Annotated in this window: 12 protein-coding genes; 1 reads left to right on the forward strand and 11 read right to left on the reverse strand. The window is 35.7% G+C overall.

Translation table 11 applies throughout. The features are described 5' to 3' along the window. Positions 1–174: 174 nt before the first annotated feature. From H033_RS0108665 to lysA, 6 genes are all read right to left on the reverse strand, one after another. Positions 175–1,212 (reverse strand): flavin-containing monooxygenase, encoded by a 1,038-nt coding sequence (locus H033_RS0108665; RefSeq protein ID WP_026837960.1) that lies wholly within the window; start codon positions 1,210–1,212, stop codon positions 175–177. A 156-nt stretch (positions 1,213–1,368) separates the two neighbouring features. After that, positions 1,369–4,173, reverse strand: a complete 2,805-nt coding sequence (locus H033_RS19855) for a TonB-dependent receptor (protein ID WP_155827757.1) — start codon at positions 4,171–4,173, stop codon at positions 1,369–1,371. A gap of 648 nt (positions 4,174–4,821) precedes the next feature. Then, complete coding sequence (locus H033_RS0108675; RefSeq protein WP_026837961.1) at positions 4,822–5,277, reverse strand: FKBP-type peptidyl-prolyl cis-trans isomerase; 456 nt, start codon at positions 5,275–5,277, stop codon at positions 4,822–4,824. Between the two features lie 74 nt (positions 5,278–5,351). Then, on the reverse strand, positions 5,352–5,981 hold the full coding sequence (locus tag H033_RS0108680) for a chloramphenicol acetyltransferase (RefSeq protein ID WP_026837962.1): 630 nt from the start codon (positions 5,979–5,981) through the stop codon (positions 5,352–5,354). A gap of 195 nt (positions 5,982–6,176) precedes the next feature. Continuing rightward, a complete protein-coding gene (locus H033_RS0108685; RefSeq protein ID WP_026837963.1) occupies positions 6,177–8,045 on the reverse strand; it encodes a TIGR00341 family protein in 1,869 nt (622 codons plus the stop codon). Between the two features lie 304 nt (positions 8,046–8,349). Continuing rightward, a complete protein-coding gene (lysA, locus tag H033_RS0108690; RefSeq protein ID WP_026837964.1) occupies positions 8,350–9,555 on the reverse strand; it encodes a diaminopimelate decarboxylase in 1,206 nt (401 codons plus the stop codon). A gap of 364 nt (positions 9,556–9,919) precedes the next feature. Between lysA and sucC the strand changes: the two genes are divergently transcribed. Further along, positions 9,920–11,110 (forward strand): ADP-forming succinate--CoA ligase subunit beta, encoded by a 1,191-nt coding sequence (gene sucC / locus H033_RS0108695; protein ID WP_026837965.1) that lies wholly within the window; start codon positions 9,920–9,922, stop codon positions 11,108–11,110. A 305-nt stretch (positions 11,111–11,415) separates the two neighbouring features. On the opposite strand, the gene H033_RS0108700 is transcribed toward sucC, so the two are convergent. From H033_RS0108700 to H033_RS19860, 5 genes are all read right to left on the reverse strand, one after another. Then, positions 11,416–11,676: a DUF1456 family protein gene (locus H033_RS0108700; RefSeq protein ID WP_026837966.1), complete on the reverse strand. Its 261-nt coding sequence runs from the start codon at positions 11,674–11,676 to the stop codon at positions 11,416–11,418. A 53-nt stretch (positions 11,677–11,729) separates the two neighbouring features. After that, a complete protein-coding gene (locus H033_RS0108705) occupies positions 11,730–12,968 on the reverse strand; it encodes an ammonium transporter (protein WP_026837967.1) in 1,239 nt (412 codons plus the stop codon). Between the two features lie 26 nt (positions 12,969–12,994). After that, entirely contained in the window at positions 12,995–13,333 is a 339-nt protein-coding gene (locus H033_RS0108710) for a P-II family nitrogen regulator (protein WP_026837968.1), read from the reverse strand. A 16-nt stretch (positions 13,334–13,349) separates the two neighbouring features. Beyond that, the gene (locus tag H033_RS22370; protein ID WP_316928647.1) at positions 13,350–13,628 is read right to left on the reverse strand and encodes an outer membrane beta-barrel protein; all 279 of its coding nucleotides are present in this window, start codon (positions 13,626–13,628) and stop codon (positions 13,350–13,352) included. 89 nt (positions 13,629–13,717) lie between these two features. Further along, positions 13,718–14,494 (reverse strand): outer membrane beta-barrel protein, encoded by a 777-nt coding sequence (locus H033_RS19860; protein ID WP_316928634.1) that lies wholly within the window; start codon positions 14,492–14,494, stop codon positions 13,718–13,720. Between the last annotated feature and the right edge of the window lie 84 nt (positions 14,495–14,578).

Consider the following 14,578-nt stretch of genomic DNA (forward strand, 5'->3'; position numbering starts at 1 on the left):
ATTTGTATATCCGTTTAGAGTCCAGTGACCAAATTATCCTATCTGACATGGTCGCGTCATGCTGTCCCGAAGTCTCGGGACAGCATGACGGTAAACTGTAATTATTAATAAAAAACTATTTACTGGAGCAAAAGCGGACATACAGATAATTTATTTAGTAGGGATTAATCTCCTTTATTCTGTTTCTATGACCTTAGAAATGTAAGCTGCATCTTTCTTTACCCCACCCAAGGTAGCAGAACCACGGGTATACAACCAGGGTAGGCCAATAAAGTAAAGACCTTTTATAGAACTTATTCCTCTTTTGTTCTTAGGATATCCTTTCTTATCGAGTTCTAAGCCTTGAATCCAATTAAAATTTGGGCGGTAACCTGTTGCCCACACAACATTTTTAATGGTGCTTAATTCATTCCTATCAAAACTTATAGAATTCCCATCTGCATTTAATGCTCGGCCAACAGGGATCACGTTCTCTCTATTTAATATTTCCTTGATGTTAATCCCTATAATAGGTTGAGGACTGTTAGCGATCACCTTACCAATCCATGAATGTTTGCTGGAACTAAGAAATCCGGTTTTTGTAAACCACCACCACAATGTTTTACCTAGGATCTCTTGGGGCAAAGTTTTAGCATCGTCTGGACCTGCAAAATATGTTTTCAAACCATCTTTTGAAATCTCATCAAGGATCTGAAATCCAGAATCCCCTCCGCCAACTACCATAGTATCGCCTTGCTGTAATTGTTCAACATTCTTATAATAGTTACTATATATCTGGGTAACCTTCTTATTGATTTTAATTGAAAATGGGGGAGTGTAAGGAGTATGAAAAGGACCAGTAGCAATAATAACATTCGAGCATGTAAGCTCACCACTCTCATGCTTTAATGTGAATATACCTTTTTTCTGTTCTATTGAAGTGATAAGTGTATTGAACTGAATAGGAATCTCGAATTTTTCTACATAAGATTTAAAATAGGTTGCTACTTCATATTTATTAGGGTAATGACCCTTAGGTGCTGGGAATTCCATCCCTTCTAAATGATTAAATTCTGTAGGTGTAAAAAGCTTTAGGGAGTCCCATCTGCTTAACCAAGACTCTCCAATTTTATCTTCCTTATCTACAACAAGAAAAGATTTCCCTAGTTGCTTCAAATGATAGGCCATACTAAGGCCAGCTTGTGCGCCACCTATTATAATGAAATCCAGCATTTCAGGGTTTATTACAAAGATAATAGAGTCAACCGGGCTCTTCTAACTTTGTTTAAGGTTTAAAATAGTTAAAGTGTTATATGTGATGATTCTATAAATAAAAAAATCCGCATCCAATTTTACTTGAATGCGGACTATATAATCTATTATAGCGTTCTAGAATTTGAAAGCAAGATTAGTAAATATTCTTGTTCCATCAATTCCAAATTGAGTGGTTTGCCAAGGGTATTTAAATCTTCCTACAAAATCTAAGTTTCTGTCATTAGGTACTCCACCATTACTGCTATACGCATCGGCGAAGGTATCTGGATACACATTAAATAAATTATTAGCTCCCACAGTTAAAGCGATTTTCTCTGTGAAAGCATAACTAAAGCTTAGATTAGTTAATAACTTACCACCATAGGTAGCATCATCTGCAGGGTTACTTGGGTGTCTATAAGTAACTTTTCCGTAGTGCATCATAGATAAGTTCGTGGAGAATTTATCTAGGCTGTAATTTACCGTACCTATAATCTTAGATCTTGGTCTCCATGTTTCTACACGTGATACATCTTCTCTAGAGAATAAAGCATCTCCTAGATTGTTATCTTCAATGAATTTGGGAAACTGAGTACTTCTAACTTCTGTTTCATTAAAATTGGCAGCAATACTACCACTCAAAAAACCTTTTCCAAGTTCAATTTTGTCATAGCTAAACACAATGTCTATTCCTTTGGTACGAGTGTTTATAGCATTTAAAAAGAATCCAGCAGCACCTACATTCACACTAGATAAGGTTTGATCTATTGGACTGCTAGGATCTCCGGTTGGAGTTACCTGGCCAGAAAGTACAATTCTATCATCCACATCTATTTGATACACATCCATTGTAATTCCAATTTTTCTAGTAAATCGGTAAGTTAAACCTGCTCCAATGTTAAAAGCGGTTTCTGCATCTAATTCTGGAATACCCAAAGCACGCAATGCAGGATCTGCATTGTTTAAAATTCCATTTTGTTGTATCCCATTTTCTGTAAGGGTGGTAGTAGTAGCCGTATAATATATTTGGTGTAAGGCAGGTGCTCTAAAGCCAGTACTTATTGAACCTCTAATGGCTAATTTGTTATCTAAGGTTTTATATCTGGTGTTTACTTTCCAGCTTAAATTAGATCCAAAATCAGAATAATTCTCATAACGTAAAGCACCTCCCAGTAGGAAGTCCTCCGTTATATCTGCTGTAACATCTGTATAAAGTCCTAGATTACTTCTGTAATCATTGGAAGCGTTTTCGGGTCTAAACCCACCAAAAGATTCAGATCCAGTTCTATCTGTTAGATCATCTGGGGTTCCATCACCATAAGAAGCAAATTCTCCTTCTTCAGTAACAAAACGTTCTGTACGATGTTCTGCACCAAAGGCTACAGTTAATGCATTTAAGCCTGTATCTTCAAACGATCTTACTATATCTAGATTATTTACAACATGGCTAAATTGATGTGCACCATTATAAAAATCTGATGGACTACTTGCTCCAAAAGATTGATTAAAGGAATTTTCAATATAATAATCTATTCTGTTCCTTCCTAGCGTAGTGCTTAAATCAAAATCCCACTCATTATAAGTAGTTTTCAAACCCAATGCAAACGTGTAATCATTAATTCTAGGTGCCATTTGTGCTAAGAAAAAATCTGCACCCGGATAAATTTGTTCGAATCCAGAAACCCAGTAAGGTACTCTGGCAAATTGAGGAGAAGATCCGCTTCTATTAGCTAATGTACCAAATGAATAAATTTCGGTATTGGTCTCTTCATCTAATGTATAGCCTGTGTTGTAAGCGAAATTTGTAATGGTCATGTCTGGTGATCCCACTTGAAATCCCGCACTCGGGTTACGTTGCAAGAAAGATGTTAAATCTAAAGTTGTAAAATCTGTATCATCTGTAACTCCCCAGTAGTTAGCCTCAGCTTCTACGCTTGTTATTTTACCTGCACGTTGCGTTTTTTTCTGATCGAAATAACTGAATGTGAAATTCGCAAAACCTTTATCGGCTATTTTAACTCCAAATCCTGTTTCAATTTGATATTGTTCTCCATCACCTTCGGTAGTTACACTATATCCAGTATTTATAAACGGATCTGAATTTTCTTTAAGCACTAAATTAATTACTCCGGCAACGGCATCAGAGCCATATTGAGCGGCAGCACCATCTCTTAGAATTTCGACACGCTCTAAAGCGGCAGAAGGTATAGCCTTCATGTCTACCCCAACTTCACCACGCCCTGGGGTTACATAACTATATACTAATGCACTTAAATTCTTTCTTTTACCATTTACTAATACCAATGTTCTACTAGGAAACAAGCCCCTTAGGCCTGCAGGACTAAAATGTGCTGCAGCATCGGATACTGGTTGCTCTGTAGAGTTATAAGACGGTACTTTATACATTAGTTGCTGATCCAGAACAGCTTTTCCGGTTTGTTTCAATTCCGAAGTTGAAATATTATCAACTGGTACCGGAGAATCGAAAGATGTTCTTGGTTTCCCACGACTTCCAATAATTACTACATCGTCTAATCTTGCAGCAGCTTCCTCCAATTGGACATCGATGGTCTTTGTTTTTGAAACATCTACCTCTTTAGTTTTAAAACTTATAAAAGAAATCTCTATAATGTTTTTTCCTTCTGGTAGCATTAGGCTAAACTTTCCATCAAAATCTGTTTGAACGCCTACATTAGTCCCTTTAACTAAAATCGTTGCACCTGGAAGTGGAGTGCCAGTATTATCTCTAACGATTCCGGAGACCTCGCGCTCTTGGTATGGATTATAATTCTCTATTGCACTTTTAAAATCAGTACTGGAAGCAGACATTTGAACTGTACAGAGGGCAAAAATGCAAAAGCTGAATTTTAGCGCTAAGGACATCTTGCTATGCGAATTTTTTAAATTGGATAATGATTTTTTTGAGTATTCTTTCCTCATTTTATTAGATATTAATTGAAAACATGTTGATTTTCAACACATTTAAGCTGTAAAACTTCAACTCTGAGTTGAATTAAAAATATAGGGAAAACCGATACGGCAGAATAACCGAGATCAGATTAGAATTATCTGAACTGGAATTTTGGATCTCCAAAAAAGGAATTTCCCTATTCTCTATTAATTATAGTTTTAGGAAAATTATATTGTTTAATGAGTCAATCTTAAAACTCACTATTTTTTGAATAATTAGGAGGAATTCCTAGTTACGAAGGAACGAATATATGCAAAATATAACTGAAGCACCCATTTTGCTCCAATGCAGAGGCTTATGTAGTTATGTGATATTATTGAAGACTAAATAATTCTCTTTGAATTGAATAATGAAAAAGCTTAATTGAAGAGTTTACAATAGCTCGAATTGTGGGATAGAATTGTGTTTGATTTTAATTATGTGAATGGTATTTATGAAAATGAAGATCAAAAACACCTTCTAAATTCATTTTTTGAAGCTCTTTTATTGTTTGTCGATTGTATACAGTAATATACTTATAGAGTTTTAGCAGTCGCTACTCAATAAGTTTATAAAAACATATGATGAAGGGAAACAAATAGTTTCTTGTAAATTATCTATTACAAAATGATTAGTTTCTAATCTACAGAGATCAAATTAATCTCAAAGATGAGTACAGAACCACCAGGAATACCTCTATTATCATTAGAACCATAACCCAAATGTGAAGGAACTAATAATAGTCCTGATCCTCCTTCTTTAAAATAAGTGATTCCCTCTGTCCATCCTTTTATAACTTGTTGTAAGTTGAAGCTTATTCCGTTCGAATTACTTTGATCGAAGATAGATCCATTCAAAAAAGTTCCTTTATAGGCAACAGTAACATCAGAATTTGCAGTAGGTTGCACACCGGCTCCTTCTTCATTTATTACATAATATAATCCAGATTCGCTTTTTTGAGCATTTAGATCATTTTCATCGATATATGCAGCAATATCTTGTTCGTTTTGAACTTTATAGTCTACATTTTTATTGTCATTATCATCACAGGATAAGAATAGAGTAATTACAAATGCTAGTAGGGTATATTTCATTTTTATGTTTTTAGAGTTCAAATATATGGAAAGTAAACACTGCTTTTGAATATAAATTTCAACTTAGTTTTTGTTTATTCAGAATCCAACAATTCCTGAAATACGTCAAGGAATTTCGCAACATGAAAACCATCCATTAATCCATGATGAACATTAATAGCAATAGGTAACTTATACTCATTCCCTATAGAATACATCTTACCGAATGTGATTTTGGGAACACTGTCTGGATATTTAAAATTTCGAGAATGTGTTAGCCCGGTTAGTTTATGCCAGGGAAAAGAGGAAATATGAATTGTATCCAAGCGTTTCGCATCTTCATTAAATCTAAGTCCAGAGGAATTTTGAACTTCTTCAATTTCTTTCTTCAATCTCTTCTGAAAAACGTGAAAATCTATATCAAATTCAGCAAAGGAAAACGCGAAAGTACCATCTGGTCTACCAATAGTAGCTGCGGAATGTACTTCATTGCACACAACTACTTCATTATCTAATATTCTATATTTAAATTCTGGGATCTCGTTAACCGCAGTTAAGGATTTGTGTAGATAATGTGCGAAAAACGAACGATCATTATTTTTAGAGAAATCATATGCTTTTGTAGAATCTACTTCAGAAACTACCCCAAAAAAAGGTTCGTCGAAGGATGAGAAAAATTCAAAATGTTCTTTTCTATTCCAGTTTTTAAAATCTAACTTTTTCATCTTTGGTATGTGCTTTTAATATGTTGTTAAATTATAATTGAATCAAGATCCTCAGCCAAGTTCACTACCTATTTCCCGATAAATGCTGAAATGAAAAATACTTTCGAGATTTCAAGGCAAGCCCGGCTCAATGTTTCGGGCAAGCCTCGGAAATCTTTTCCGGTTTTTAAGGAGGACAAAACACTCAATGAAGGTTTAAAATTCAATTGCAGTTATAACTTCTAAAATAATTGGTTCTCCAATTTTCTCTTCAATTTGCTTCTTGACTTTTGTCATTTCTTTAGAATCTATAGCTTCAGGACTTACCAGTTTTAAAGAGACCATAAGTGGTTTTCCGGTTCTTACCTTTACATTTCTCAGAAGGATATCATCAAAATTAGTTCCTTCCAGTTTTGAAGTAATTCTAGCTTCTTGTTTTATTCGATTAAATGAAAGAGAAAGTGGTATCATTACTATACTAATTGTGATAAGGGTATAAACCAATCCTATTCTTGCACGCCTAAAAGGCGCAAAACCTAAAAGTAAAAATGTGATACCGGCAAACATGATAATTCCAGCAAGGTTGGTTAAATAAAGTAGAAAAGCACCAGAAAACACATCCCAGTCCCACCATCCAATTCCAATACCTGCAACAGCCAATGGTGGTACTAAGGCAACCGCAATGGCAACACCCGCTAAGCTTTTCGCGATCCCTTCTTTTGCATGCGCATAGGCTGCAGCAATTCCAGAGGCAACGGCTATTCCCATATCTAAAAGGGTAGGGGTAAGGCGTGCATCAATTTCAGAGGTTAGAACTTTGAGAGGTATAAGCATACTTACGCCGGCTGCAAATATTAATGCTACAATAGTTCCAATAAGGATGGTAACGATTCCAGTTTTTAGCATATTGATATCATAACGCACCATTCCCATAGAAAATGAAACAATTGGAGCGATGATGGGCGCAAGGATCATAGCGCCAATAATTACCGGAGACGAGTCTCCAAATAGTCCAAAAGTGGCAATTAGCGTAGCGAGAATCATCATAACCAAAAAGGAAGAGCTAAGTTTTGCATTCTCTTTTAAAACCTTGAATAGTTCCTGAAACTCCTCTGTCGTGGCTCTGGGTAAAAAAGGTATTTTCCGTTGAGTAAGTTCTTCCCTTTTTTCCCCAGTGGGTAATTTGTCTATTTTGAGATTCTTTTTTTCGTCGACTCCTTCATTTTTTGAAGCATATTCGCTTTTTTGATGAAGTTTTATTTCCCGGTTATGTACACTTATGTTTATTTCTTTTGCAGTTAATTTCTCGCCGTCTACAGAAAAATCTATAGGCACTCCATTCACTATTTTTATATTCGTGGTTTTTATATGTCCTATGAATGAAGGTAATTCTGGTTTGGTAGTGGGGTTGGGTAGTAAACTTTTAAATAGAAAGGCTAAAAGCTGAAACATGCTTTGAGGTGAAAGAATGAGTACTTGAAATTTCCCATCGTTCATCACAAGGTTTCCTAGCAATCTTTTAGAGATCACCGAAGCCGAAGGATGTTCTACAGCGATAATACCTAAGGCAGAAGTATGAATAATTTCTTCTTCGTCTGCGCTAAAAAGAAAGGCCTTATGTGATAATCCAGGTAATCTTCTAATATTCTTCAAAAATTGAAATACTTCAGCAAAAAAACCTCGAGCACCTTTTTGTTCTGAAAAAATAAGGACATCTCCCACATTTACAGATTGTAGTACAGGGACCTCATTGCAATAAAGTAAATCCAATTCATTTACTTCGTTTAGCGCTAAGATCTCCTTGGCAACCTCTTCCATTTTTCCTGAAACTCCAAAACATTTGGTGGCTTTTTGACCCTCAGGATGTGGTAATATTGCTATAGGCCACTTATTTTTTGCAGCCTTTAGTAATAATTCTTTAAAATCTAAATTAGAGAGGTATGAGACAAGCACCGACTCTTCTTCTGGTTCAAATTCTTGGGATATTGGAAATGTAAGTAAAGTGAAATTAGATTCTTCGAAAAACGGGATTACGGTTTCTGTAATTTTCTCAAAATCATCTGGATGATGCACTAAATAAAACATAGTTGGATAGCTCGATTACACTGCAAGATATCATTTTTGCAAAATCTCAATTTATATTTAACCAAATCTTAGGGAATTCTAGGTCTTCTCTATTTTTTAAAATTAATTGTATATCCGTTTAGAGTCCAGTTACCAAATTATCCTATCTGAAATGGTCGCGTCACCCTGTCCCGAAGCATCGGGAGTTTCAGGGTCTTATACCACATATTTGAGATGCTGAAACAAGTTCAGCATGACGGTAACAACCTGTATTAATTACAGAAAATTAATGACGCTTCAGAAGATCCCAAATAGAGTATAAAAGTTAAAAATCTAATTCTACCTGATTGTAAACTAGATCTTCGAAAACCTCTCTTTTTCTTATAAGATGAGCTTCTCCATTATACCATAATACTTCAGCAGGGCGATATCTGGAATTGTAATTGCTGGCCATACTAAAACAATACGCCCCGGCATTGTTGAAGCTTAGAAGATCTCCTTCTTTAATTTCAGGAATTCTTTTATTAGTAGCGAAAGTATCGGTTTCACAAATATATCCTACCACCGAATAAAATCGCTCTTTACCATCGGGGTTGGAAATATTCTTTATTTCATGTTGAGATCCGTATAGCATCGGTCTTATTAAATGGTTAAAACCAGAATCTATCCCTGCAAAGACAGTAGAGGTAGTTTGTTTTATCACATTCACTTTTGCTACAAATTTCCCGGCTTCACTCACCAAAAATTTACCAGGTTCGAAGGCGAGTGTTAGGTCTCTGCCATATTCTTTACAAAATCCATTAAAGCGTTCACTTAATTTTTCGCCTAATTCTTCAATATTGGTTTCAATATCGCCTGGTTTGTAAGGCACTTTAAATCCGCTCCCAAAATCGATAAAATCCAGATCTGGAAAGTGCTTTGCGGTTTCAAATAAGATCTCTGAAGCATATAAAAAGACTTCAATATCTAAAATATCACTACCCGTGTGCATATGGATTCCATTGATGTGCATTCCGGTATTCTCTATAATTCTCAATAGATGCGGAATTTGATGTATCGAGATCCCGAATTTAGAATCTATGTGCCCTACAGAAATATTGCTATTCCCACCAGCCATCACATGCGGATTGATCCTGATACATACTGGAATTTTAGGGTGTCTGGTTCCAAACTGCTCTAAAATAGAAAGGTTATCTATGTTTATTTGAACACCTAAAGTAGTTGCTTCTTCAATTTCTTCCAAAGAAACCCCATTAGGAGTGTAGATGATTTTTGACGGATCAAATCCAGCCTTTAAACCTAATTTCACTTCCTGTATAGAAACAGTATCTAGTCCAGCTCCTAATTTTTTAAATAACTTTAGGACAGAAATATTAGATAATGCTTTTACCGCATAATTAATCTTAAGGCTATCCACTTGATTGAATGCGTAAGTAAGTCTATTGTACTGAGACTCAATTTTTTCAGCATCATAAACGTATACTGGGCTGCCAAACTCTGCAGCTATGTTTAAAAGGTCTTGATTATTCATATAGAAATTAAATTGCGGGCAAAAATACTTTAGATTATTAGTAAGCTATAAATTTTATGAAAATATAACACATTCTAGCAATTTGTGCATTTTATGATATTTAAATTTCATGAATTTCTTTTTTATAAATAATATTTCTCCCTATCCTAAGGCATAGGGAGACTCAGTCTCTTCAATTCATTTTCTAATATTAATGACTTTAGATGCTGAGATGATATAGATAGCTATAGGAGCAGCATATTGTTTTATTTTGACTTTAAAAGTTAAGAATATCTACAAAGTTTATAAATTCAAAAAATATTGGTACATCCTATTACATTTATTACTTTTGCGTTCCGTAATTAATACTGAAGAAAAGCAGATTATGAACATACACGAATATCAAGGAAAAGAAATTTTGGACAGCTTTGGCGTACGCATTCAGCGTGGTATTGTTGCTCATAATGCAAAAGAAGCAGTAGATGCTGCAAAAGAACTCACCGAGCTAACCGGAACTGGATGGCACGTTATCAAAGCTCAGGTGCATGCCGGAGGCCGAGGTAAAGGTGGTGGAGTTAAACTTGCCAAAAACCTTAAAGAGGTAGAAGAAATTGCAGGACAAATAATCGGGATGAACCTGGTTACTCCTCAAACTTCTGCTGAAGGGAAAAAAGTTCACCAAGTATTAGTTACAGAAGATGTTTATTATCCTGGTGATAGTGATCCAGAAGAGTATTACATGTCTGTGCTTTTAAATAGAAATACAGGACGTAATATGATCATGTATTCTACTGAAGGAGGAATGGATATCGAAACAGTTGCAGAAGAAACTCCGCATTTAATCTTTACTGAAGAAATTGATCCTTCAGTTGGATTACAAGGTTTTCAAGCAAGAAGAATAGCATTCAACTTAGGTTTAAGCGGAATGGCATTTAAAGAAATGATCAAATTCGTTACTGCTCTTTATACTGCATACGTAGAATCTGATTCAGCTTTATTTGAGATCAATCCTGTTCTTAAAACAAGTGACGATAAGATCATGGCGGTAGATGCTAAAGTAACTTTAGATGACAACGCTTTATACAGACATAAGAATTATGCAGAAATGCGTGATATCCGTGAAGAAAATCCGGTAGAAGTTGAAGCAAGAAAAGTTGGTCTTAACTATGTAGATCTAGACGGAAACGTTGGGTGTATGGTAAACGGTGCCGGACTTGCAATGGCAACTATGGATCTTATTAAGCAGGCAGGTGGAGAACCAGCAAACTTTTTAGATGTTGGTGGAACTGCAGATGCAAAAAGGGTAGAAGAAGCTTTCAGACTTATCTTAAAGGATGAAAATGTAAAAGCGATCCTTATTAATATCTTTGGTGGTATTGTTAGATGTGATCGTGTTGCGCAAGGAATTGTAGATGCATATAAGAACATGGGGAACATAAATGTGCCTATAATTGTTCGTCTACAAGGTACTAATGCAGATATTGCAAAAGAAATTATAGACAATAGCGGATTGGATGTGCAGAGTGCTATAGAATTCCAAGAAGCTGCAGATAAAGTTCAGGCGGTTCTAGCTTAAACTTTTCTTATAGAATAAAAAAAGTCCCAAGATATTTCTTGGGACTTTTTTCGTTTATAATTTAAATTAGTATTGTCGGTAAAAAAATCAGGATTTCGGTGCGGCTAGAAGTAACGTGGATTAAGACTGTTTTTAATGTTTAGGAGCTTGCTATTGGAACACAGAATTATTTTTTTCTTTTTGAAATATTAATACATATTAAAATATTGATTTTCAATTAGTTGAAATGAAGTCTTACGTCTTGAATCAAGCAGCGCAGCGGTCTTATATCCTTTGTTGGACGACAATAAATTTAAATAAAGCTTTTAACTATCGCTTTTTGGTTCTGGTTTATTTTTTTTAGGCATTGGACCACGCATATGAATAACGAGCCCATTCAAGAAATTTCTTAAGAATTGATCGCCACATTCAACATATTTTGGGTGATCTTCATTTCTAAAGATTGCCCCAAGCTCACTTCTGGTAACTTTAAAATCTACCAGTGCACAGATTTCTACTATATCTTCATCACGCAATTTTAGCGCAACTCTAAGTTTTTTAAATGTGTCGTTGTTTGTTAATCCCATAGGGCAAAAATAAACATTTTAATGAGTACGCCGAAAAATTGGATTAAAAATTCTTAGTGCTCGTTAGATCTAAAATCTGGATAGGCATCCATTCCATGTTCATGTCTGTCTAATCCTTCTAGTTCTTCTATTTCAGAAACTCTTAATCCAGCTAGAGCTTTAATGATTTTAAGAATTATGAAAGTACTACTTACGCAAAATGCGCCCACGATTCCAACACCAGCTAATTGAATAAAGAATTGATCTATTCCTGCCATGCTTCCAAATATTCCTACGGCTAGTGTACCCCAAATTCCACAAATTAAATGTACAGCAACTGCACCTACTGGGTCATCCAGTTTCAACTTATCTATAAGCGCTACACCCAGAACTATAACAACTCCTGCAATCAAGCCAATTACCACAGCTTCATTTGGGGACATTAAATCGGCGCCAGCAGTAATACCTACAAGTCCTCCTAAAATTCCGTTTAAGAACATAGTAAGGTCATAATTTTTATACATTAAAGTAGATGTCAAAAAAGCTGAAATTCCACCAGCTGCTGCTGCCAAAGATGTTGTTACAAGAACCAAAGAGGTTATGGCAGGATCGGCAGATAACACAGAACCTCCGTTAAATCCAAACCATCCTAACCATAATATAAGTACTCCTGCGGCTGCAAAGGGAATATTGTGACCAGGAATTGGTTGAGGTTTGTTGTTTTCACTGAATTTACCAATACGAGGTCCCAATATAAATATAGCTACCAACGCGGCCCATCCTCCAACAGAGTGAACTAAGGTAGATCCGGCAAAGTCATAAAAATTCATAGCATCAAGGAATCCACCACCCCATTTCCATGAGCCTACTATTGGATAGATAAGTCCTACGTAAATAACAACAAATATCATAAATCCTCCAATCTTAATTCGTTCTGCTACAGCTCCAGATACAATGGTGGCTGCAGTGGCTGCAAACATTCCTTGAAAAAGGAAATCAGTCCACCAAGTGTATCCTCCGCTGGCATATTCGGGGAGCATTCCATTTTCTGGTGCTGCTATTCCGAAACCTGCAAATTTCAAGATCCCTGCAGATCCTTCTTCAAATCCCGGATACATTAAATTGAATCCTCCTATATAGTACATAAGTAATCCCGCACAAATTATAAATAGATTTTTGAAGAGTATGTTGATGGTATTCTTTTGCCTGGTAAGTCCAATTTCGAGCAATGAAAAACCGAGGTGCATAAAAAATACCAGCCCGGTGCATATCATCATCCATACATTGTTTACTGTAAATAATCCTGAGTCCATATAATTAACATTTTATGCTTTAATAATTAGTTTAGAGTTTCTTTTCCTTTGTCTCCTGTACGAATTCTATATGCTTCACTGATCTCGGAAACAAATATTTTTCCATCGCCGACTTCTCCTGTACGACCTGCTGTAAGAATAGCTTCGATAGTGGATTCTACAAAAGAATCATCTACCACAATCGATAAATATCTACGCTGAATATCACTAGTACTATAGGATACTCCTCGGTATACACTACCCATTTTTTCATTTCCCAATCCAGTTACATCCCAATAGGAGAAGAAGTTGATACCTTTTTGATGTAAAGCTTTTTTAACTGCAGAAAACTTTGATTTCCTGATTATTGCTTCTATTTTTTTCATGATTTATATGTTTAGATTAAAATTTATAAACTGCTGCAAGAAGAACAGATGCTAAGCTGTCTTGTGTCCCGACGATATCCTTATTAAGGAATATATCTTGATTAGCTGAATCAAGGCGTATTTCTGGAATTAACATAAGATTACCTATTGCAATATTTCCTGAAACAGTTAAAGCAAAGACTCCGGCATCGCCATCGGCATCATAAACACCTAGAGCTCCTGCGCCGCTATTAAATTCTTTAAAATATTCGCCTCTTGTACCTAGCCCAAAACTGTCATTTAAGCTATACTGCAGATATCCGCTGCACCATAAAAGCCGAAATCATCTCCATCAATATCTCGTATTCCAGTATCTGTATAAGCTTCCCCAGTAGAGGTAGTGTTTTAAGTAGTATTGAAGCCTAAATAAAATTCATCTGATAAATCCACACCTGCAGTAAGGTCTACCTGAAAAGTTGAACCAGCAGAAGAATCTCCGCCATTATTGCCTATACCATCAAGTTTTCCGTCCTGATCTCCGTAGAGAAAATTCAAAAATGCACTTCCGGCATCCTTAGCGTATCCAAGTTGTGCTCCAAGAGTATAGGTGCCTACAGGATTAAACTCAGTATAATCTGTAGGGTTCATTACCGCTACCATAGCACTAAATTCATCACTTAACTCAAAATCTGCTTTTATACCCGTATGAGAGAACGGCCCATAAGAGAACATGTAAGAAGTGGAATAATTAAAGTTTGCTGCGGGTGATATAACCTCATAACCTAAATAAGTGTTCCAGTTACCAAGCGTTAATGTTACTTTATCACTTACATTCCAGTATACATAAAGCTGATTTACGATATTCGGATTACCTATAGAATTAAATACGGCATCTTCTCCTCGAGGTCCATATACGAGATCTGCAACTGCACCTACCTTTCCTGTCTCGTAACTCATAATAATATTAGCCATACCTATTGCAAAGCCAGGGTCGTTAGCGAAAGATGTTGCAGGTGCCGGTGCATCTATATCGTCATAATTCCTGTTAAAGGAGTTTAAATTGAAACGTGTATATACATCAGCTGAACCTGATATTTTAAAACCGTTTGTTGGAGAATCCTCTTCTTGCGCATGAGAATTGAGCGCAAAAAGCAGAACAAGGGGTAGGTAGATTTTTTTCATTTGATATACAATTAATTAGTTGGTCACTAATCTATGTATATTTTGAGCATCTCAATTAAAAAATAGGGGGCGTGTATTGATATT

The sequence above is a fragment of the Gillisia sp. JM1 genome, from assembly GCF_000424645.1.
GTDB lineage: Bacteria > Bacteroidota > Bacteroidia > Flavobacteriales > Flavobacteriaceae > Gillisia.